This is a genomic window from Leeia speluncae (assembly GCF_020564625.1).
Lineage (GTDB): Bacteria > Pseudomonadota > Gammaproteobacteria > Burkholderiales > Leeiaceae > Leeia > Leeia speluncae.
In genome coordinates this window covers 187,389-208,903 of sequence record NZ_JAJBZT010000005.1, presented here as the reverse complement: position 1 = coordinate 208,903, position 21,515 = coordinate 187,389, and the positions used below count along the sequence as shown (strand labels likewise).

Genomic DNA, 21,515 nt, shown 5'->3' with positions numbered 1-21,515 from the left:
ATTACTTGCCCCCATCTAGGTAATCTACTTTTTGCGCTTTTAATTTGCTAGATTGCGCAAATCGCTTCGCTTCTGCACCAGATACATCATATTTTTCTAGTTGCGCTACTTCTTTGAAGTTAGGGCTCGCATTTTCTAGATCGTCTTTATTAAGTCCTTTTACACCGGTAGTAGGTGCGCTAGAAGAACTGCCTGTTTTGGCTAAGGCGCCCAATACATTTGCAGGGTTGGCTGCAGCTGTTTTGCTGCGCACGTTGTTCGATCGAATCCAGCCTTGTTTGCCATCTGTTGTTTTGATTTGGGCCCATCCGCCATCAATCGTTAGGATGGTTACTTCTGTCTTCTCTGATAATGTCGTGATAGCGGCAGCATCCAATTTTGGAGTGGCTTTTAAATCGCTCTTATTCACGATGGTTGCTGGGTCGGCGTGGGCGGCAGACATCAGCATAAACAATCCGGCGGCTACGCCAGTTGCCAAGTACTTTTTCATTGTTGTTTTCTCCTTGGTTCAAACAACCGTACCGGCTGTTCTCTCCCTTTCACAGTGAATTCACCGTGTTCGATAAAATCAAAGGTGTTACCACATGCTTCACGTGTATATTCAGAGACTAATACTCGAGCAATTCCCTTGGTTTGCCCTTCAATCCGACTAGCTAGGTTAACGGTGTCACCAATCGCCGTGTAGTCTAGGCGATGGCTCGACCCAATAAAACCAACAATGGCTGGGCCTGTGTTGATCCCAATACCAATCTCAAAGCCATCTGCTTTGCCTGCCATGTCCGCTTTGAACTTTTCCAAGTTCTCCGCCATGGAAAGCGCCGCATTGACCGCTAACTCAGCATGATTCGCATGTGCTACCGGTGCCCCCCAAAATGCCATAATCGCATCGCCAATGAACTTGTCTAACGTGCCGCCTTCTTCATAAATACAAGACACTTGGTTATCAAAGTACTTGTTGAGCAAATAGACAATTTCAGCCGGTGAGGATTTTTCCGACATCGTAGTAAAGCCACGGATATCTGAAAATAATACCGAGAGCATAACGTTTTGTCCAATTTCAGATGACGCCAACATAGAGGAGTCACTCAGTGTTTTCACGACACGAGGATCTAAGAATCGATTAAACGTTTGTTGTATATGTTGCCTTTTGCGCTTCTCATATAAAAAGTAAAACAAGGCGCAAAAGAAGAAGTAGAGCCAAATGAGGACTAACCCGGCGAAGGGTTGCCATAGATAATTTTCATGAATGGCGAGCCAAGCAAAGGCAATCACAATGAGGCTAAAAAGTAACAGTGCGCCACCAATTAAAGAGGGATGCGTGCCATTACTGTATCGCCATGCAATGAGCAAAATGACTAAGCAGGTTAACGTCAGCGTGATCCCGCTAGGTAGCGTGTGAAGCCAATCTTGGTTCGCTAAATTACTAATTGCGGTGGCAAGAATTTCTGGTCCAATCATTTTGCCACTCATTGGTGTCGCGCGGAGATCACCAAGGCCAATCGCTACCGCACCAATAATGACAATTTTTCCTTTTAGTGAAGGAATTTTCGGCGCATTAGCCATTTGCCCTGAAAGATAAACGTCCCGGTAGGATAATCGTTGAAATGGGGTGCCATACCAGTGTAGAGGGATGTCGTTTGCTCTTGGGATATTCCATTGTTGATCTTCCGCGATTCGGGTTGGCATAGAGGGAATCGACCATCCCTCATGTTGGCGAAATACCTCGTATCGCCTACCGATGCCATCGCTGTCTTCTGGAAAGTTGATATGCCCCGTTTTTAAAACATCCAAATCAAATGAAATAGGCATTTGAATCGGAAGGCTTGCATTAGGATTTGCGTGTGCCGACCGTTTAATACCCATCACTGAGGGGAGTTTGGCAAGCGGAAACGAATTGCCATCTGGTGCGATGGCAATGGGTAAATAAGCTGGCACTTTACGAAGTGCCGCAACCAATTGCGCATCTGACGCTTCAGGTTCGGTAAACATCACATCAAAGACAATGGCTGCAGGTTTTTCTTTAGCAAGCACTTGTTCTAGCAATTCGCCGTGAATGACGCGTGGCCATGGCCAGCGTGTGCCGGCCATTTCCATCATATTTGGATCTTCAATACTTTTTTGATCAACCGCGATAATGACGACATTGTCTGGTGCTGGTCTAAGCTTTGCATCCCAACGCACAAGGTGGTCGTTCCCCCAGTGATTTAAGCTTTGTAAGGGGGTGTCGATATCAGATTCGGAAAGTGGGATAAGTAGGGCAGCAAGTGCAACAAAGAAAAATGCCACCCACCATGAGGGTTGTTTTAAGGCGTTACGAAGTAATTCAGTGGCCTTCATGCTTTATTGGTTGGATGTAGGCGGTTGGATTACTTGACCAATAATATGTTGCTTGAGGTTGGCGTCTACCTCGTCTACTACACGTTTTTCAATTTTGCGCTTGAGTTCATTTCGCCAGCTGTCTTGTAATTGTTTGCTGACTTCTTCGGTGACGGTTTTCATTAAGCCGCCAATTTGAAGGCCAAGTTGTGCACGAACAAGGGCTCTAATCTTGGGTGTAATTTCTTGAATGACTTCTTCCACCATGTCGGCAACCCAGTCAGATCGACTCTGCGGGTCTAATAGAGGGAGCAATTCTTCATCGTACTCGAGTGCTAATTCGGTTAACACTGGCACTTCGTCGTGAGTGCCTTCCTCTACTGGCGTCGCTAAAATCGCTGCAATTGGGTCTGTCGAATTCGTTGGTGCGCTTAGTATCTCGCCCATCAAATCAAAGATGGGCTGCTCTAATGCATTCTCCGTTTCATCTTCCGATGCTACTTCTTGCGTGACTGCAATTTCCACCTCGAAAGTCTCTTCTGGTGGCGCATCTAGGCGGCTTTGTTCGATAGGCGCTACAGAGAGTTCTTCCGCCGTGTCTAGTGTTTCCACTGCTTCTGGTTCAACACTAGGCGCAAATGCCGGTTGCAGCGGCTCAATCGTTTCGCTGACCTGCACTGATGCAGGTAAATCCTCTATTGCTAACGTGGTGGAATCTTCTACATGCTCATCTGGTGCGAGCGCTTCTATATGCTCAACGGGTGTTTCAACCTGAGCAACCGCATCGTCCACATCAGGAATGATTTCTTCAAATGGAGCAGGTAATGAGTCTGCCTCTAGAATTAGCAAAGGTTCTTCAATGACCTCGTCTAATACGATTTCATCTGGCGCTGCATCATCTATCACTATTTCATCTAATACAGGGATCTCATCATCAAGCAGGGGAGGGCTTAGTTCCGCTACTTCAAGAGTAGGCGCCTCGGCTGTCTCGTGGTCTGGGATAGGAGGCAGCATTTCCTCTTCCCAGTACAAGGTTTTGGTTTGCTTGCTGGAGGTCTTGTGTGCGTCTACCGCAGGGGTATTTGTCTCTAGTGCCGTATGTTCGCGCGGACGCGGCTTTGGAATGCTAGACGAAGACAGTAATGGGTTGGCTTGTAAAGCGGCCGCAGAAGATGGGACATTAGACCTTGCGAGTGGCTTGGCGTCAATCACCGAAGGGCTATTGGTGGCTTCATTAGAATCATCAATTTCTAATAAAAGCGGAGGCTCTTCTAGCGCCGCTACTTCAAATGTTACAACAGGATCCGGTGTAATGGCAGGGCGTGGTGCTTCTGTGGTTACGGGGTCAATCAGTGTAGGGAATCCAGCGCTAAATCTAGCACTGTTTTTATTCACCCTATCTGTTAACACCGGTGCGTCTACACCTGCTGGGCGATGTTTCCGGATTAGCGCATCCAACTTAGACAAGACCGGGGATTCTCCCAAATCATCAAATATCGGGTCCGGTTTGTCTTGTTGATTCATGCTTACTTATCCAGCTGATAAAAGTTAAGTGGATAGCCATGTTGCTTATACCAGCGATATTGATCCCGATAATGCAATTTTTCTTCCTCATTCGGCCCAACTAATTCGACTACCCGTTCAAATCGAGCAAAGATCGATGGTGGAGCATCTGTCAGATTAATGAGCATATCGTGATGCGGTAAATTGCCTTCTGTCGGCGTCTGTCTGGTGGCTAATAACAAAGGCGTATTAGACGCTAACGGATGCGCGACTGCAACATGTGGTAAAAAACCAGTAGGCGGATGCTGCCAAAGCAGGCCAGAGACTTCGGCCGCATGGGCTTCGTCTCTTAACCAAAGCATGGTACGCCACCCTTTGCCCTGCGCTTTTTTGCAAAGCGTATGAATCAGGGCAATTTTATCAGGTACAGGCGAATAAAAATCTACTTGCGTCATTGATCCGCTTATTTCTTACGTGCGTTGGCACGGTTTTTCAAGTAGGTCACTAGCAAAGGAACTGGACGGCCAGTCGCCCCTTTAGCTGCGCCACTCTTCCAAGCAGTTCCTGCGATATCCAAGTGCGCCCAAGTGTAGTCTTTAGCAAAGCGTTGCAAGAACATTGCAGCCGTCACGCTACCTGCTGGGCGGCCGCCAATGTTCGCGATATCCGCAAAATTGCTCTTTAATTGTTCATCGTATTCTGGGTTAAGCGGCATGCGCCATGCCCAGTCGCGAGATTGATTTGCCGCCGCTAATAGGTCATTTGCTAAGGTGTCATCATTCGCATAAAGCCCTGTGTTGACGTGACCAAGCGCAATAATGCAAGCGCCAGTTAAGGTCGCAATATCAACAACCGCTGCTGGTTCAAATTTCGCAATGTAAGTTAGCGTATCACATAAGATCAAACGACCTTCCGCATCTGTATTCAGAATTTCAACGGTCTGACCAGACATCGTTGTCACAATGTCGCCTGGCTTGCTAGCATTGCCAGCAGGCATGTTTTCGCAAGTAACAATCACGCCGGTCACGTTAATTGCAAGGCCTGCCTCCGCAATCGCTTTCATCACCCCTAGTACAGAGCCCGCACCTAGCATGTCGTATTTCATTTCATCCATGCCTTCGCCTGGTTTCAATGAAATACCGCCGGTATCAAAGGTAATCCCTTTGCCAACCAATACCACTGGCTTGTTTTTTTTGTTGCCACCACGGTAATGGATGCTGACCAATTTTGGTGGTTCGATACTGCCTTTAGCGACCGATAGCAATGAGCCCATGCCCAGCTTTTCCATGTCGGCACGTTCTAAAATCTCAATGTCTAATTTATATTCTTTTGCGATTTCTGCAGCGGTATTGGCTAAATGGGTTGGTGTGCAGAAATTAGATGGCTGATTACCTAGGTTCTTCGTCAGCGTCATGCCGGAAGCCAACGCTTGGCCTAAGGTTAGACCAGCACTTGCCGCATCAACCGCTTTTTTACCAACAAAGAAATGAAGCGCAGATAGATTTAGATTCTGATCTGGCTGCTTTTTAAAGCCTTCTAGGCGGTAACGTTGTTCAGCTAGTTGGATCACAACTTGGCTAACTGCCCATTCTGCATCTTCTACTTGTTCTGTAAGGAAAAAGGCGGCGTCCTTGCTGCCTAGGTCGCTTAGGGTTTTTAGCGCTGCATTAGAGGCCGAGAGCCAATCTTTTGCTGCGACTTGTTTTTGCTCCTCGCCCAAGCCAACCAATAAAATTCTTGTGTAGCTACTATTGGCTAGGCTACGTAGTAGCAACGTAGTACCTGCTTTTCCTGTCAGATCGCCATCAGCAAGCGCAGCCTTAATTGCGCCATTTGTTTGCGTATCTAGCGCCTTCGCTGCGGCTGACAATTTCCCGTTTTCGAACACACCTACAACCGCAGTACCAAAGCTTTGTTTATCCGCGGGGCCTGTTTTTATGCTAAATTCCATTGCCTAATGTCCTTGTGTAGGCTGTTTTCAATGATAAAACAGCCGAGTAATTGTCAGGAACGTCTGTGCCGAGCGTCATTCGGTCTACAGAGTAATACTTTATCCTACGATTTGATGGGTTTTCTGTCCATCCGCATGACATTTTAACGGAAACCAAAATTTCCGCGTAGTCTCAATTATTTATTCACTATTTCAAATTGTTATTGGTTAAGCTCTTATCATGCTACAGCGCCGCATTTTACTCCGCGAATTAACCATGAACGCCTTGGGCGTTTTGCTGGTGCTGCTGTCTATTGTACTGACGATTCAGTTTGTTCGCTTATTTGGTCAGGCAGCGGTAGGGAAGTTGGCACTCGACGCAGTGCTGACCACTATTGCTTTTCAATTGCTGCAAGCGTTGCCCGTCTTCTTGTCGATCACCTTATTTATTTCTGTGTTGATGTCTTTTATGCGTGCATGGCGCGATCATGAAATGCATGTGTGGTTTGCTGCCGGCGTTTCTCCTCTCTCTTGGTTTCGTCCTGTATTGTGGTTTCTAGTGCCCATGATTGTGGTGATCACTGCACTTAGCTTTTGGATGACACCATGGGCGATGAGGTTGTCAGAGAAATTTGAAGCACAACTTCAATTGCGTGATGACTTAGGTTTAGCAACGCCTGGAGTGTTTAAGGTTGCCAGAGGTGGCGATGTCGTTTACTTCATCGAAAATTTGGTGGGTTTGGGTAATAAAGCCTCTCGCGTCTTTGTTGACTCTCAGCAAGAAGGTTCTCGCGGGGTAATGGTTTCGGCTTATGCTAGTCAGACCACAGAAAAAAATGGCGATAAATTCCTAAGCTTAGATAAAGGCCAGCGCTACGAAGAAATTAACGGGCTAGAGTATCGTTTGATTTCCTTTGATCGTTATTCGGTGCGAATTAAAGCAAAAGAAGCGTTAGATCCCCCTGCCGCGATGCGTGCAATCCCGACTAAACAACTATATCAATCCAATAATATATCCGATAAGGCCGAATTACATTGGCGAATTGGCGTCCCGATTTCAGCGCTAGTACTAGCTTTGTTAGCGATTCCACTGGCAAGCTTTAATCCACGTAGTGGTCGTGGCTGGAATTTAGTCATCGCGCTGTTGGTGTATCTGGTATACGTAAACTCCCTCACCATTGGTCAAGCCTTGATGGTGAAGGGGAAGCTTTCTGTCGCGCTCGGATTATGGCCAATTCATGGGGTTGCGATTTTGATTCTTATTTGGCTAATGGCCAAAATGTATGGGGGGTTACCTGCTTTTATTAGCCACCTTACACAAAAAGAGGAGTCAGTATGATCCTCATTAAATATCTGATTGGCGGTATAGGTCGATCAACGTTGTTGGTGTTAGGTGCATTAGTCGGTTTATTTAGTTTTATCGATATGATGTACGAAATGAATGCCTTGGGTGGTCTTGCGCAGGCATTTGGTTATATTGTGATTCGTTTACCGGTGCAGATTTATCAACTGTTACCAATTAGTATGATGCTGGGTTCATTGTTCGCGCTCTCAGCCTTGGTCAGAGACTCTGAATACCCGGTTATTCGTATGGCAGGGGTTTCTCTCGGCCAATTAGCGATGATGCTAGTGAAGGTCGGCTTGTTGTTTGGTGTGATTACCTTCTTGGTGGGCGAGTTTGCCGTTCCATTTTCGGATCAGCTAACTAAAAAGTATCGGATCGAAAAAACAGCGGACATGACGACCACTGCGATCGCCAATAACCTATGGTTGAAAGATGACGATACGTTTATTCGTGTTGGCTCCTTTGGCGTTGATCAACATGTTGATCAATTAAAACTAATTGAACTGTCTAAAACAGGACAAATTAAAGCGATTAATGATGCGGAAACGGCAGCGTACAACGGCGATGGTTCTTGGACGCTAAAAAACATTCGGCAAATTAAGTTGACTAACGGTCATGTGGAAACAACCCATGTGAATTCAGCTGTTTGGAAAAGTAGGTTAGATCCGGACTTGCTAAAAGTGTTGATTTCCGCACCAGAAAAAATGTCGAGTATGCAGCTTTATCGATTCGTCGAGCATCTAACCGCAAACCACCAAGACTCTCGTCGCTACGAGGTTGCACTGTGGAGTAAGTTGGGTTATCCCTTTACCTGTTTGGCACTTATTTTGTTGAGCTTGCCTTTTGCGCAATACCAAAAGCGTAGTGGTAACGCGGCCAACCGGATGATTGCCGGAATTTTGCTTGGGCTATTATTCTTTGTAACCAATAAACTGATTGGCAATATGGCCATCTTGTATGGATTTGCACCAATTATTACGGCCTTGGCGCCTACGGCGGTGTTAATGGGCTTAGCGGTACTGGTGCTGTGGTGGCAAGAATATGGCAAGGTAAGGCTGGCTAGCTAAGGTTTAATTGATGAATTTTGCATAAAAAAATGGCTGAGTAAATCAGCCATTTTTTTATGCAATGTTGACATCGAAACTCGTCATTAACTAGATGAACTTACCGCAATTTTCTTTTTCTTCATGGTGATCAATTGTGTACCGCTTAAACGGTCGTGTAAGAAGAAGCTTTCTCTATCAAATAATGCCCACCAATAAGTAGCGCCAAAAAATAAAGTGCCGACCAAGGCAATCACAAAGCGAATAGAGGATTGTTGCCAGTTTAAACGCTGCTGATTGTGAGTAAGGACTTCAATCTTCCAAGTCTTCATCGCTAGGGTTTGACCCGCAGTTGTCCAGCAATAGCCAAAATATCCCCACAAAACACTACACAACACGATGAAGTTAAGTGCGCGTAACCAAGTTGGAGATTCTTTTGATTCTAAAGTCGCAGGGCCGCCTAAAACATGCAGTACCAGCAAAAACACCAACTCAACCAGAAATAAAACCGCTGCTAATAAGAAGGCTTCATAAATGAGTGAAATAAGTCTTCTGGCAATACTTGGGACGGTTTCGATGACGGTAAAGTCGGCCGTTTGATTGGATTTACTCATGTTGGTTTTCTGCTGCCAGCGGTAAAAAATAAGATTCTAACATAGCTAGATAACCCTACTAAGCACACGTCTTTGGGGTGAGTGAAGATCAGGTTTTCTGATGATTGTTAGCGCGTTAAATTAGACGAACTGTCTAAGAAAAATCTTTTTAAATACAAGCATGTGCAAATGGCTTGACGAGTGTGCGTTGCATCATGTATGTTGGCGATTCGCATTACATAACGCGAGTTAGCCGCGTTCCCCCGGTGGGTCACCACTTGGGTGAGGGACGCAAGCTGGCGATACCGCTGCTTCGAATTGTATTGTACTACCCGCTACACCCTGCGATTCACCAGAGCCTAACATCCCTAGGCTCATTAAATACTTCGAAGCCGACGCCAGACAAACTTTTCGGCAACCCCGGAACCGCCTGATCGGCGGCGACAGATCACTGCGTATGTAAGTTTCAGCGAAATTTTATATTTTTCTCGGGTGCAAAATCATGGAACTGACAGGTGCAGAAATTCTCACTCGCTGTCTGGCGGAAGAAGGCGTTGAATACGTTTTCGGTTACCCAGGTGGTGCGGTGTTGGAAATCTACGATGCGATTTTCCGGCAAGACAAATTCCGTCATGTACTGGTTCGTCACGAGCAAGCCGCCGTACATGCTGCCGATGCGTATTCTCGTTCGTCTGATAAAGTAGGTGTAGCGCTAGTTACGAGCGGTCCAGGTGCGACCAACGCGGTAACTGGTATTGCCACCGCTTATATGGACTCCATTCCAATGGTGGTAATTTCTGGGCAGGTGAATCGTCCAGCAATTGGTCTGGATGCCTTCCAAGAAGTCGATATGGTCGGTATTACCCGTCCATGCGTGAAACATAACTTCTTGGTTAAAGATATTTCCCAATTAGCGGAAACCATTAAGAAAGCTTTCTACATTGCGGCATCTGGTCGTCCAGGCCCTGTCGTGGTGGATATTCCGAAAGACGTTACTCAGCAAAAAGCGAAGTTCAGCTATCCTGCTAGCATCCAAATGCGCGCTTATACGCCTGCGCAAAAAGGACACCCTGGGCAGATCAAAAAAGCGGCTCAACTTCTACTAGATGCGAAACGTCCATTACTATATATCGGTGGTGGCGTGGTATTGGGTAATGCAGCGGATGAAGTGCGCGAAATTTCTCGCATGCTAGGTTTGCCTGTGACCAATACCCTAATGGGCCTTGGCGCACATCCTGGTAATGATCAGCAAAACATCGGTATGCTAGGCATGCATGGCACATTCGAAGCCAACATGACGATGCAAAACTGTGATGTCTTGCTAGCGGTTGGCGCACGTTTTGATGACCGTGTGATTTCAGTGCCACAGCACTTCTTGTCTAGCCCTAAGAAAATCATTCATATCGATATCGACCCATCTTCTATCGCTAAGCGCGTGAAAGTAGATGTGCCGATTGTTGGTCATGTAAAAGATGTCTTGGCAGATTTGATTGGCGCGATTCAGCAAAGCGACCATAAACAAGCAGATATCACTAATTGGTGGAAGCAGATCGAAGCTTGGCGTGCGCCAAACTCTCTGCACTTCGACCAAGGTTCTGACATCATCATGCCTCAGTTTGTGGTTCAGAAACTGTATGAAGTGACTGGTGGTAATGCCTTTGTGACGTCTGACGTGGGTCAACACCAAATGTTTGCGGCACAGTACTACCGCTTCCCAGAGCCAAAACGCTGGATCAACTCTGGTGGTTTGGGAACGATGGGTTTTGGTTTGCCAGCCGCCATGGGTGTGAAACTAGCGCATCCTGATGCAGATGTTTGCTGTATTACGGGTGAAGCATCTATTCAGATGAACATCCAAGAACTATCTACTTGCAAACAGTACCATGTACCGGTGAAGGTCATTAACCTGAATAACCGTTACCTAGGTATGGTGCGTCAGTGGCAAGAGTTCTTCTATGGCAACCGTTACTCTGAGTCTTACATGGATGCATTGCCAGACTTCGTGAAACTAGCAGAAGCCTATGGTCATGTTGGTATGCGTATCGACAAGCCTGCAGACGTAGAAGGTGCCTTGCGTGAAGCAATGGCGCTGAAAGATCGCTTGGTATTCATGGACTTCCTGACTGACCAGCAAGCTAACGTGTTCCCAATGGTTCAAAATGGTAAAGGTTTGACCCAAATGGATCTGCCTCCGCATATGCGTAACCTGCAAATCGCCCCACCGACACCGGTGAATGAGCGCGATTACGGCAACCTGTGCTAAGAGGGGTAAGAACATGAGACACATTCTTTCCATTTTGCTGGAAAACGAGGCGGGTGCACTGTCTCGCGTGGCTGGTTTGTTTTCTGCCCGTAACTACAACATCGAATCATTGACCGTTGCGCCAACCGAAGACAAAACGCTGTCTCGGATGACCATCGTGACGACTGGTTCTGATGACATCATCGAGCAGATTACCAAGCAGCTAAACAAGCTGATTGACGTAGTAAAAGTGATTGATCTGAATGAATCAGATCATATCGAACGTGAACTAATGCTGATCAAAGTGCGCGCCACTGGTAAAGATCGCGAAGAAATGAAGCGTATGGCTGAAATCTTCCGTGGTCATATCATTGATGTCACTGAGAAAACCTATACCATCGAAATGACAGGTCCAGGCCACAAGTTAGACGCTTTCATTAAAGCGATTGACCCAGCCCTGATTCTGGAAACCGTGCGTACAGGTGCTTCAGGCATTGGCCGTGGTGAGCGTATCCTGAAAGTATAATCAGGATAAAATTTGTCTGTTTGGACAAACTGCAATCCCAACACAATAAAGTATAAAGTTATTTATTTTTCAAAAGGCAGTCACTACCACCTTAGTGGCTGCTCACTGACCGGTAACAAAAGGAAAAGCAATGAAGGTTTATTACGATAAAGACGCAGACATTTCCCTAATCAAGGGTAAAGAAGTGACCATCGTGGGTTATGGTTCACAAGGCCATGCACACGCACTTAACCTGCGTGATTCTGGTGTGAACGTGACTATCGGTCTGCGTAAAAACGGCGCATCTTGGAAAAAAGCTGAAGCAGCTGGCCTGAAAGTGGCTGAAGTGGCTGATGCAGTTAAAGCTGCTGACGTTGTAATGATTCTGTTGCCTGACGAAAGCCAGCCAGACGTATACCGCAATGACATCGAGCCAAACATCAAGCCAGGTGCTGCTTTGGCATTTGCTCACGGCTTTAACATCCATTACAACCAGATCGTTCCACGTGCTGACCTAGACGTGATCATGGTTGCGCCAAAAGGCCCAGGCCACACTGTTCGTTCAGAATACCTAAAAGGCGGCGGTGTACCATCTTTGATCGCTGTTTACCAAGACAAATCTGGTAAGGCACGTGACATCGCTCTATCTTATGCTGCTTCTAACGGCGGTACTAAAGGTGGCGTGATCGAAACTAACTTCCGCGAAGAAACCGAAACTGACTTGTTCGGCGAACAAGCAGTATTGTGTGGTGGCGCTGTTGAACTAGTGAAAATGGGCTTCGAGACTTTGACCGAAGCTGGTTACGCACCTGAAATGGCTTACTTCGAATGTCTACACGAGCTAAAATTGATCGTGGATTTGATGTACGAAGGTGGTATCGCTAACATGAACTACTCTATCTCTAACAACGCAGAGTATGGCGAGTACGTGACTGGTACCGAAGTGATTAACGAAAAATCACGCGAAGCAATGCGCAATGCACTAAAACGCATTCAAACTGGCGAATACGCGAAGATGTTCATCTTGGAAGGTCGTACTAACTACCCTTCAATGACCGCTCGCCGTCGCTTGAACGCCGTTCACCCAATCGAAACCGTTGGTAACCAACTGCGTGACATGATGCCTTGGATCAAAGCTAACAAGCTAGTTGACCAAAGCAAGAACTAATCTAAGAGTATTCTCTGGATTGTGAAAAAGGCGCCGAAAGGCGCCTTTTTCTTTTTGGTTGCCCTATCCAAGCGTAAGATGCTAGTTTGTTGCATGAAGTGATGCCATCAGCAATCAAAAGAGGTCGGACCATGAAAATTACCGTGGATGCAACGATACAGGCAGCAATAGAAAAGGTTTGGCAGGCTTATACCACTCCCGAAGCTATTGTGAAGTGGAATGCAGCTTCTGATGATTGGCATACTACAACGGCGAGTGTCGACCTTCGTGTGGGCGGAGAGTTTTCTTCACGCATGGAAGCGAAGGATGGCAGTTTCGGTTTTGATTTTGCGGGTACTTACACAGAAGTCGTGCCACATCAGCGGTTGGCGTATAGGTTTGGGGATAGAGCCGCGGTGGTAGATTTTGTTGTGGAGCCGGATGGCGTATCTGTGGCAGTCACATTTGATCCAGAAAACATTCACTCTATTGAGCAACAGCAAGCGGGATGGCAGGCCATTCTTAACAACTTCAAATGCTACGTTGAACAAAGCGAATAATAGTCTGTAGAACAAGTGTCAGTGGGAGAGGAAAAAATGACACGACCATCCCATCAGTTGGTCACTGGGGGGATGATCGCTACAGGGGTATAGGACCTATTTATCACCAGAAATATCGTAGTCGAAATATTTCTTCATAATCTTGTTGTAAGTGCCATTGCTTTTCATTTTTGCTAAGGCTGAGTTAATCGCTAGCTGGAGTTCTTTGTCTTCTTTTCTAAGCCCAATTCCAGAACCTGTTCCAAAAATCTTATCGTCCTTTAGCATTGAGCCAGTAAAGGCATAACCTTTGCCTTGCGGTTTATTCAGAAATCCTTCTACCGCTGTGGCTGCTTCTTGAAGTGTTGCATCTAGGCGCCCAGCAACAAGATCGTTATAGGCTTGGTCCTGATTTTCGTATGGTTGTACATTGGCACCTTTAGTTGCCCAGTAAGTTTTTGCATACACCTCTTCGGTGGAACCTTGCAGTACGCCAATGCTTTTGCCTTTTAGGGATTCTGGCGTTGGCTTGATATTACTGCCCGATTTGGCGATTAACCTTGCTGGTGAACGAAACAGGCGGTTAGAAAAGTTGATCTCTTGCATACGCTGTTCTGTCATCGACATGCCAGACAGAATCGCATCAAATTTCTTTGCTTTAAGCGCTGGAATTAGGCCATCAAATGCGCTTTCTACCCAAACACATTTTCGCTTTAATTCTGTGCAAATCGCATTTCCGAGGTCTACATCGAATCCAGTAATACTGCCATCTGTCTTTTTTGTTTCAAAAGGTGGATAAGTGGGGTCAATGCCAAAGCGAATGGTTTTAGGAATTTCTGCGTGAGCGGCGGTGAATGCGCTTAATGCGATGGCTGAGAAAACAAGTTGCAGGATTTTCATGTCAATACTCTCTCCAAATTGACGTTTATGCAAAATTTGATTAGCTAACATTTTCTTGCTTGGATGCTAGCTTTTCAGACTAGGTTACTTCAATCAATTGCCTCAAATCTTGAGGATATTTTGCACAGAATGATGCTTGTCCGGAAATGAATCATTCTAATAAACCTATCGAAATAAGTAATGACAATTAATGGCTGCTCGCTTGTTAGATTCAGGAGTATGGGGTATTTATCTTGGTAAGGCTGAATTGTTATCGAGATTTATACGAGATTAACTGAATGAGTTTTGTTTTGGTAAGTGCGAGTGGTAAAAAGATTAGATGAATTTAATCGATGAGGGGATGTAAATAATTCATTTTTAACTGCTGCATTGAATTGTTACTGTGTAGACGTTTTCTCTATAGACGTGAGTTTCTTCATGCATAGCACTACAAGAGTTCAATTGGATCTTGCCGCCTTAAGACATAACTACAATCAAATTAAGCAAATAGCAGATTCTTCCAAAGCTTATGCAGTTGTTAAATCCGATGCGTATGGACATGGATTATTGCGTATCGCTAAAGGGTTGCATGATGCCGATGGATTCGCATTAATTCAAATGGACGATCTGCGTGCTTTGCGTGAGAGTGGTATTTGGAAGCCTGTGCTACTGCTAGAGGGGGTCATGGATGCTTCTGACCTTCTGGATGCGGCAATCTTAAAAGCAGAGGTTGTTTTACGCAGTGAAGCACAATTGCAGATGATTGAAAAAACATCCGTTGCTTTGAAGCAACCTCTGGCAATCTGGCTAAAGGTAAATACTGGGATGAACCGTTTTGGTTTTCCGCCAGCCCAGATAGAGGAGGTTATGCAACGACTTGCCTCTAACTCATCAGTGAAGCTTAAAGGGGTAATGACCCATTTTGCATGTGCAGATGATTTGGATTGTGAGATTGAAGGGCAATGGCGTGTATTTCATGAGGTCGTGCGACGCTACCAATTGCCGTTCACCGCTGCAAATAGCGCTGCAATATTACGCGATCAGCGAACGCATGGTGAAGTTGTTCGCGCGGGGTCTCTAATTTATGGAAATAATCCATTCAGCCAAGCAATGCCAGTTGGTTATGATTTTCGTCCAGTGATGAGCCTGAGGTCAGAGATTATTGGGCTATCGAATTTGCAAAAAGGAGATGCCCTTGGCTATGGCGCTTCTTTTGTCGCTGACCGACCCATGCTGATTGGTTTGGTTGGGTGTGGCTATGGCGATGGTTATCCCTATACTGCTCCTACCGGAACACCTGTCTTGGTCAAAGGGAATCTCACTCGCGTTGTTGGTAAGGTAGCGATGAATGTGATGGCGGTTGACTTAACAGAGGTTGGGCGAGTTGGCTTGGGCGACCCGGTTGTTTTATGGGGCGATCATCAGCTGCCAATTTCAGAAGTGTCAAAATATAGCGGTGTATTGAGCGAGGCGCTTGAATGTGGTTTGACAAAGCGCCTGCCGGTATGTCTAATCGGGGAGGAGTCCATATTCGCCTAGATTACATGAATCGATTACCTCCACTCCACGCCTTAAGAGTATTTGAATCTGTCGCCCGATTGCGTAGCTTTACTGCTGCGGCAAATGAGTTGTGTTTGACACAGAGTGCGGTTAGTCACCAAATTAAAAATTTAGAGGATTTTTTTGGTTTTCCGCTAATGGAGCGCAGAAACCGTTTGCCAGAGTTAAATGAGGCGGGCGAACAACTATTAAAAGCGGCTCAAAGTGCGCTGCAGGTGATCGCGACGACGACGACACAGTTGATGGATGCTAGACGAAATCAAATTCGCGTAAAGTCCTATCCCTCAATTGCATTTCTGTGGTTAATGCCAAGATTAAGAGATTTTTACTTAGAACACCCAGGCATTGAAATTAATTTGACGACGATGTGGGAGGAAACCCCATTTCTTCGCTGGGATGAATACGATTTTGTTATTCATTATGGCGAGCCTCAGATGGTTCCGGGAGAGGTTGAGCTATTACATGAAGAATGTATTACACCAGTTTGCTCTTATGATCTTTGTTCTGCCGAACAGATTGGTAAATTGTCATCTACACAACTGCTTTCCCATCCGTTGATTCATCCCACTCGTGATCGTATGGATTGGCATGCTTGGCTAGCAGCGTTGTCAGAAGTGCCGCCAGTAAATCCAGTCGAGCATATCTTTGATACAGATTACATGGCGGTAGCCGCTGCAAGCCGTGGGGTGGGCGTGACAATTATTGATCCGCTCTTTGTGCAGGATGAATTAAAAACGGGCAAGTTAGTCATGCCGCATCCGTTACGCGTCAAAACAGGAAGAGGGTATTACTTGCTTTCAGCAAAGGCATCGTCGCAAAATGCCCCTGCATCTATTTTAAGGGACTGGCTATTTCGCCGTATGCGAGAATCCGAGTCCCTTCTTTATGCGGAAGAACTACCCACGTAGCTTTAACGTCAGTCCCTTCAGAAAATTCCTTAAGAATTGATCGCCACACGTGCGGTAGTGGCGGTGATCAGGCTTGCGGAAGAGGGCGCTGAGTTCGCCGGTTGTTACCGTTAAGCCGGCATTCGCTAATAGGCTTTGAATATCTGTATCTTTTAATTCAAATGCCACGCGTAGTTTTTTGAGCACTAAATTATGGCTAATCGGGGGTTCCGTTCTGAGCTGAGGCTTACTGTCATCACGGCCGCGTTTGACATACACGAGACCATCTAAAAAAGCCCCCAGAATGGTTTCTGGGCAAGGAAGGAAGCCTTCTTCCTCCTCTTTTTTCAGATACGCCCGCAAGGTGTCAGGATCAATTTCTTCCCCACCTTCATTAATCACTTTGGCGAGTTGTGGCTCGCTAAGGTCCATGGCATAACGTAGGCTACGCAGGATGTCATTGGCGTTCATTCTGTGGCCTCGTTGCTGGTTTCGTCTTCCGCTTCTGGTGCCTTCGGTACAAAGTGCGGGTCGCGCTCGAACCAAGCAATGCTTTCTACGTGCGCGGTGTGTGGGAACATATTGATGATACCGGCGGCTTTTAGTTTGTAGCCGTGTACGTTCACCAACACGCTTGCGTCACGGGCGAGGGTGGCAGGGTTGCACGACACGTAAACGATGCGCTTGAGTGCATCTGGACGGCGTTTTAGTGCTAGGCCAATCGATTTCACCAACTCCATTGCGCCATCGCGTGGCGGATCGATCAACATGCGGTCGAAGTCACCTAGGCCAGCAAAGCCTTCTTCTGTCATTTCGAATAGGTTTGCTTCGGTAAACTTGGTTTTGTCTTGTAGGCCGTTGTGGGTGGCGTTTTCCACTGCGCGTTCACACAGTTGCTTACTACCTTCCATTCCTAATACTTGTGCGCCACGGCGAGCGATTGGTAAGGTGAAGTTACCTAAACCACAGAACATATCGGCAATCGATTCGCCCGGTTGTGGGTCTAGTAAGTCGATGGCACGTCTGACCATTACTTGGTTAATTTGTGGGTTAACCTGCGTGAATTCGGTTGGCTTGTACGGCATTTCAATCGCGAATTCTGGCATGCTGTACGTTAAGCGAGGCGCATCTGCTGGAACAAGCGGGAAGACGGTATCCGGGCCTTTGGGTTGTAACCAGAATTGAATCGGGTGCGGTTTGCTATGTGCAGCAGCAAATTCTGCCAGTTTTTGTTCGTCTTCTTCGGTGATTGGGTCCATATTGCGAAGAACCAGCGCGGTCACGTTGTCACCAACCGCTAATTCAATTTGTGGCATACGGCGAGAGATAGACAAGCTAGCAATGAGGCCACGCAGTGGCACAAGTAGGGCTGACACATGTGGTGGTAGGATTTCGCACTTGGTCATGTCGGCAATAAAGCTTGAGCGCTTTTCATGGAAGCCAACCAGCATGCCACCTTTTTTCTCTACCATACGGGCAGATAAGCGCGCGCGGTGGCGGTAACCCCACGATGGGCCGTAAATAGCAGGCAGAATGCGTTCGGCTTTGACTTTGCCAATGTGACGCAAGTTATCTTCTAATACACGTTGTTTCGCAGCCACTTGAGCACTAGGCTCTAGGTGCTGCATTGAACAGCCGCCACAGACGCCAAAATGCTGGCATTTTGGATTCACCCGTTGGCTACTTGCCTTGAGTACTCGAATGCTTTGCGCGTTCTCGAAAGATGGCTTTTTACGATAGCTGCTATATTCGATTGTTTCGCCAGTGAGCGCGCCGTCGATAAAAATCGTTTTGCCGTCTACGTGGGCAACGCCGTGTCCTTCGTGATCGAGGGATTCAATCTTTGCGATGGGCATGAATACTCCGGGTATTTGCTGTGGGTCTTAATAATGACAATCAATGCGCTGATTGTTGTCCGCTTGCGTGCTTTACAAGCGCTTTAAAGTACTTCAGCCGGCACACTGATTGGATCAATGTGCCGGCTGTGTCAGGTTAAGCGATGTGCTTAGTGACGGAAGTGGCGGATGCCAGTAACGACCATGGCGATGCCATGTTCGTCAGCGGCAGCAATCACTTCGTCATCACGCATAGAACCACCTGGTTGGATGATGGCTGATACGCCATTTTCTGCAATCACGTCTACACCGTCACGGAACGGGAAGAAGGCGTCGGATGCGCAGACAGAACCTTTCAGTTCTAGACCCGCATTTTTCGCTTTGATTGCAGCAATCTTGGTTGAGTCTACACGGCTCATTTGGCCTGCACCAACGCCCAATGTCTGACCATTGCCGCAGAATACAATCGCGTTAGATTTCACAAAGTGCGCCACGCGCCATGCGAACAATAGGTCTTTCAATTGTGCTGCAGTTGGTTGTAGTTTGGTGACTACTTTTAGATCTGCTTCAGTGATCTGATGTAAGTCTGGGGTTTGCACCAATAGACCGCCGCCAACGCGTTTTAGATCAAAATGGTTTGCACCAGCAGACAATGGCACTTCTAGTACGCGCACGTTTTTCTTCGCTGCGATGAGTGCTTTGGCTTCTTCGGTAAATGAAGGGGCAATTAACACTTCTAAGAACTGACCTGTTACTGCTTCAACGGTTACACCGTCTACTTCGCGGTTAAAGGCAATAATGCCGCCAAATGCGCTAGTGGTATCTGTCGCAAATGCTAAGCGGTAAGCAGAAAGTGGATCTGCCGCTACGGCAACGCCACATGGGTTGGCGTGTTTAACGATCACACATGCTGGCTCGTCAAATTGCTTTACTGCTTCCCATGCTGCATCAGAGTCAGCGATGTTGTTATAGCTAAGCTCTTTGCCTTGCAACTGAGTGTAACCCGCTAGGCTACCAGCTGCTGGGTGCAAATCACGGTAGAACGCAGCACCTTGGTGCGGGTTTTCGCCGTAACGCATATCTTGGACCTTTTCGAACTGCAGGTTCAAACGATTTGGGAAGGCTTGTTTGCTGCCTTCTTCTGTTAATGCAGTTAGATAGTTGCTAATTGCACCATCGTAAGCAGCGGTATGGCTGAAGGCTTTTTTCGCCAGACCTTGGCGAGTTTTTAGGCTCAATGCGCCGTCATTCGCTTTCATTTCTGCAGTGAGTGCTTCGTAGTCTGCTGCATCGGTCACGATGGCTACGTGCGCATGGTTTTTAGCTGCAGAACGAACCATTGCTGGGCCGCCGATATCGATATTCTCGATAGCATCTTCAAAAGTGCAATCTGCCTTGGCGATGGTTGCTTCGAACGGGTATAGGTTGACACACACTAGGTCAATGTTGCCGATGTCGTGTTCTGCCATTTTAGCAACGTGGCTGTCTAGATCACGACGACCCAAAATGCCACCATGGATTTTTGGATGAAGTGTTTTTACACGGCCATCTAGCATTTCTGGGAAGCCAGTGTAGTCGGCTACTTCTGTCACGGCGACGCCGTTGTCTGCTAATAGTTTGGCTGTTCCGCCAGTAGACAAAATATGTACGCCATTCGCGGCTAGTGCCTGAGCAAACTCCAGCACACCTTTCTTGTCAGAAACGCTGATTAGCGCGCGCTTGATTTTACAGAGATCCATGGTGAGTTCCCGGTTCAAGTTAGTTGGATAAAAATTTAAAACGTATTCGGTAAGGGGCGAAGAGAACGTCAACGCAGGCCGATTATAGAAGGCCGTGTTCTTTCATCTTTTTGCGCAATGTATTGCGGTTTAGGCCAAGCCAATCTGCCGCTTTACTTTGGTTGCCACCTGCTTCTTTTAATACAAATTCAAGCATCGGCTTTTCAATGCTTCTGAGTACCATATCGTAGATATTGGCTGGAGTTTCACCATCGAGATCCGCAAAATATTGCTTCAAAGCCTGGTTTACACATGCAGAGACAGGGTCGTTCGTGCTGGTTTCTATCATGGCAAATGGCTGGTTTAAATTTTCCATAGCGTTCATCGGTGATGCTGTTCCTATTGTTATTTTGTTTGAGTTGTTGCTGGCAAATCAGTACTGCTTGTGGCGACTTATTGCGGGTGCTGCGGTGATGCTAAAAGCAAATCGAAGTAGTGATTAACCGCCTCGAATTGTGCCTCTGCTGTTTTTAGCTGGTTCATTGCCTGCCGGAAGTCTTCTCCTCCTGGCAGTTGTTTTACGTACCAGCCAATGTGTTTACGAGAGATCAAGCAGCCTTGATGCTCACCGTAAAAACCATATAAATCGGTTAAGTGACTGAGCACAATGGCTCGTATGTCGCTGTAAGTGGGGGCGGGGGGCAGTTTGCCTGTTGCCAAGTATTCAACTAATTCATTGAATATCCATGGTTTACCCTGTGCCGCTCGGCCAATCATGATGCCGTCTGCTTTTGTGTAAGCTAGTACCTTTGCCGCTTTTTCTGCCGAGGTAATATCCCCATTGGCAATCACGGGCAAGCCCACCGCCTGTTTTACGGCAGCAATGGTGTCGTACTCTGCCTCGCCACTATATCCACACGCTCGAGTTCTTCCATGAACGGCGAGGGATTGAATACCACTACTTTCTGCGATCTTGGCAATTGCCACTGCGTTCTTGTTGTCTTTATCCCAGCCAGTGCGAAATTTCATTGTTACCGGTACGTCTACTGCATTGACGACTGCTTCTAATATACGTTTCACCAATGCTTCATCACGCATCAGGGCCGAACCAGCGGCCACATTGCAAACCTTTTTGGCAGGGCAACCCATATTGATATCGATAATCTCTGCGCCCTTGTCTACATTGTAGCGGGCAGCATCCGCCATCATTTCAGGATCTGCACCGGCAATTTGAACAGATATTGGGCCGGGCTCACCTTCGTGGTTGCCACGACGAACCGTTTTGTCACTTTTCCATAAAGAAGGAATGGAGGTGACCATTTCTGAAACGGCTAAACCTGCACCCATGCGTTTGGCGAGCATGCGAAATGGACGATCTGTTACGCCTGCCATCGGCGCAACAATAACGTTATTTTTTAGGGTGATATGGCCGATTTTCATGTGTGTTCTAACTGCCTGTGAAATCTGCAACAA

General features: G+C 46.8%; 21 protein-coding genes. 8 read left to right on the top strand and 13 right to left on the bottom strand.

All coding sequences use genetic code 11. The annotated features are described in order from the left end of the window. Position 1: 1 nt before the first annotated feature. From LIN78_RS10755 to LIN78_RS10735, 5 genes are read right to left on the bottom strand one after another with little or no spacing between them, the layout of a single operon-like run. Entirely contained in the window at positions 2 to 490 is a 489-nt protein-coding gene (locus LIN78_RS10755; RefSeq protein WP_227180802.1) for an SH3 domain-containing protein, read from the bottom strand. Next, the gene (locus LIN78_RS10750; RefSeq protein WP_227180801.1) at positions 487 to 2,337 is read right to left on the bottom strand and encodes a CHASE2 domain-containing protein; all 1,851 of its coding nucleotides are present in this window, start codon (positions 2,335 to 2,337) and stop codon (positions 487 to 489) included. The genes LIN78_RS10755 and LIN78_RS10750 overlap by 4 nt, the downstream gene beginning before the upstream one ends. A 3-nt stretch (positions 2,338 to 2,340) precedes the next feature. After that, on the bottom strand, positions 2,341 to 3,840 hold the full coding sequence (locus LIN78_RS10745) for a hypothetical protein (protein ID WP_227180800.1): 1,500 nt from the start codon (positions 3,838 to 3,840) through the stop codon (positions 2,341 to 2,343). A gap of 2 nt (positions 3,841 to 3,842) precedes the next feature. Next, positions 3,843 to 4,274, bottom strand: coding sequence for a DNA polymerase III subunit chi (locus LIN78_RS10740; RefSeq protein ID WP_227180799.1), 432 nt, complete (start codon positions 4,272 to 4,274; stop codon positions 3,843 to 3,845). 8 nt (positions 4,275 to 4,282) lie between these two features. Further along, on the bottom strand, positions 4,283 to 5,770 hold the full coding sequence (locus LIN78_RS10735; protein WP_227180798.1) for a leucyl aminopeptidase: 1,488 nt from the start codon (positions 5,768 to 5,770) through the stop codon (positions 4,283 to 4,285). 220 nt (positions 5,771 to 5,990) lie between these two features. Between LIN78_RS10735 and lptF the strand changes: the two genes are divergently transcribed. Continuing rightward, complete coding sequence (lptF, locus tag LIN78_RS10730; RefSeq protein WP_227180797.1) at positions 5,991 to 7,088, top strand: LPS export ABC transporter permease LptF; 1,098 nt, start codon at positions 5,991 to 5,993, stop codon at positions 7,086 to 7,088. Then, complete coding sequence (lptG, locus tag LIN78_RS10725; protein ID WP_227180796.1) at positions 7,085 to 8,161, top strand: LPS export ABC transporter permease LptG; 1,077 nt, start codon at positions 7,085 to 7,087, stop codon at positions 8,159 to 8,161. Before lptF ends, lptG begins: the two co-directional genes overlap by 4 nt. Positions 8,162 to 8,244: 83 nt before the next feature. Here the strand turns inward: lptG and LIN78_RS10720 are convergent, their stop codons facing one another. Next, on the bottom strand, positions 8,245 to 8,751 hold the full coding sequence (locus LIN78_RS10720) for an RDD family protein (protein WP_227180795.1): 507 nt from the start codon (positions 8,749 to 8,751) through the stop codon (positions 8,245 to 8,247). Between the two features lie 228 nt (positions 8,752 to 8,979). Continuing rightward, the gene (locus tag LIN78_RS18220; protein ID WP_264474588.1) at positions 8,980 to 9,108 is read right to left on the bottom strand and encodes a hypothetical protein; all 129 of its coding nucleotides are present in this window, start codon (positions 9,106 to 9,108) and stop codon (positions 8,980 to 8,982) included. Positions 9,109 to 9,232: 124 nt separating this feature from the next. Between LIN78_RS18220 and ilvB the strand changes: the two genes are divergently transcribed. The 4 genes from ilvB to LIN78_RS10700 all read left to right on the top strand — a co-directional run bounded on the left by ilvB (position 9,233) and on the right by LIN78_RS10700 (position 13,184). Next, positions 9,233 to 10,993 carry a biosynthetic-type acetolactate synthase large subunit gene (gene ilvB, locus LIN78_RS10715; RefSeq protein WP_227180794.1) on the top strand — a complete coding sequence of 587 codons (1,761 nt, stop codon included), beginning with the start codon at positions 9,233 to 9,235 and terminating at the stop codon, positions 10,991 to 10,993. Between the two features lie 13 nt (positions 10,994 to 11,006). After that, complete coding sequence (gene ilvN, locus LIN78_RS10710) at positions 11,007 to 11,498, top strand: acetolactate synthase small subunit (RefSeq protein ID WP_227180793.1); 492 nt, start codon at positions 11,007 to 11,009, stop codon at positions 11,496 to 11,498. 130 nt (positions 11,499 to 11,628) lie between these two features. Beyond that, on the top strand, positions 11,629 to 12,645 hold the full coding sequence (gene ilvC, locus LIN78_RS10705; RefSeq protein WP_227180792.1) for a ketol-acid reductoisomerase: 1,017 nt from the start codon (positions 11,629 to 11,631) through the stop codon (positions 12,643 to 12,645). 131 nt (positions 12,646 to 12,776) lie between these two features. Further along, positions 12,777 to 13,184, top strand: a complete 408-nt coding sequence (locus LIN78_RS10700; RefSeq protein WP_227180791.1) for an SRPBCC family protein — start codon at positions 12,777 to 12,779, stop codon at positions 13,182 to 13,184. 96 nt (positions 13,185 to 13,280) lie between these two features. Here LIN78_RS10700 and LIN78_RS10695 read toward each other — a convergent pair whose 3' ends face one another. Next, positions 13,281 to 14,063 carry an ABC transporter substrate-binding protein gene (locus LIN78_RS10695; protein ID WP_227180790.1) on the bottom strand — a complete coding sequence of 261 codons (783 nt, stop codon included), beginning with the start codon at positions 14,061 to 14,063 and terminating at the stop codon, positions 13,281 to 13,283. Between the two features lie 417 nt (positions 14,064 to 14,480). Between LIN78_RS10695 and alr the strand changes: the two genes are divergently transcribed. Both alr and LIN78_RS10685 read left to right on the top strand, forming a co-directional pair. After that, the gene (alr, locus tag LIN78_RS10690) at positions 14,481 to 15,581 is read left to right on the top strand and encodes an alanine racemase (protein WP_227180789.1); all 1,101 of its coding nucleotides are present in this window, start codon (positions 14,481 to 14,483) and stop codon (positions 15,579 to 15,581) included. Then, a complete protein-coding gene (locus LIN78_RS10685; RefSeq protein WP_227180788.1) occupies positions 15,521 to 16,510 on the top strand; it encodes a LysR substrate-binding domain-containing protein in 990 nt (329 codons plus the stop codon). Before alr ends, LIN78_RS10685 begins: the two co-directional genes overlap by 61 nt. Here LIN78_RS10685 and LIN78_RS10680 read toward each other — a convergent pair. The 5 genes from LIN78_RS10680 to dusB all read right to left on the bottom strand — a co-directional run bounded on the left by LIN78_RS10680 (position 16,499) and on the right by dusB (position 21,482). Then, positions 16,499 to 16,960: a YehS family protein gene (locus LIN78_RS10680; RefSeq protein ID WP_227180787.1), complete on the bottom strand. Its 462-nt coding sequence runs from the start codon at positions 16,958 to 16,960 to the stop codon at positions 16,499 to 16,501. The genes LIN78_RS10685 and LIN78_RS10680 overlap by 12 nt on opposite strands. Then, positions 16,957 to 18,345 carry a 23S rRNA (uracil(1939)-C(5))-methyltransferase RlmD gene (gene rlmD / locus LIN78_RS10675; protein WP_227180786.1) on the bottom strand — a complete coding sequence of 463 codons (1,389 nt, stop codon included), beginning with the start codon at positions 18,343 to 18,345 and terminating at the stop codon, positions 16,957 to 16,959. Before rlmD ends, LIN78_RS10680 begins: the two co-directional genes overlap by 4 nt. A gap of 149 nt (positions 18,346 to 18,494) precedes the next feature. Then, a complete protein-coding gene (purH, locus tag LIN78_RS10670) occupies positions 18,495 to 20,063 on the bottom strand; it encodes a bifunctional phosphoribosylaminoimidazolecarboxamide formyltransferase/IMP cyclohydrolase (protein WP_227180785.1) in 1,569 nt (522 codons plus the stop codon). Between the two features lie 82 nt (positions 20,064 to 20,145). Next, positions 20,146 to 20,391, bottom strand: coding sequence for a Fis family transcriptional regulator (locus LIN78_RS10665; protein ID WP_227180967.1), 246 nt, complete (start codon positions 20,389 to 20,391; stop codon positions 20,146 to 20,148). 104 nt (positions 20,392 to 20,495) lie between these two features. Continuing rightward, a complete protein-coding gene (gene dusB / locus LIN78_RS10660) occupies positions 20,496 to 21,482 on the bottom strand; it encodes a tRNA dihydrouridine synthase DusB (protein ID WP_227180784.1) in 987 nt (328 codons plus the stop codon). Positions 21,483 to 21,515 lie beyond the last annotated feature (33 nt).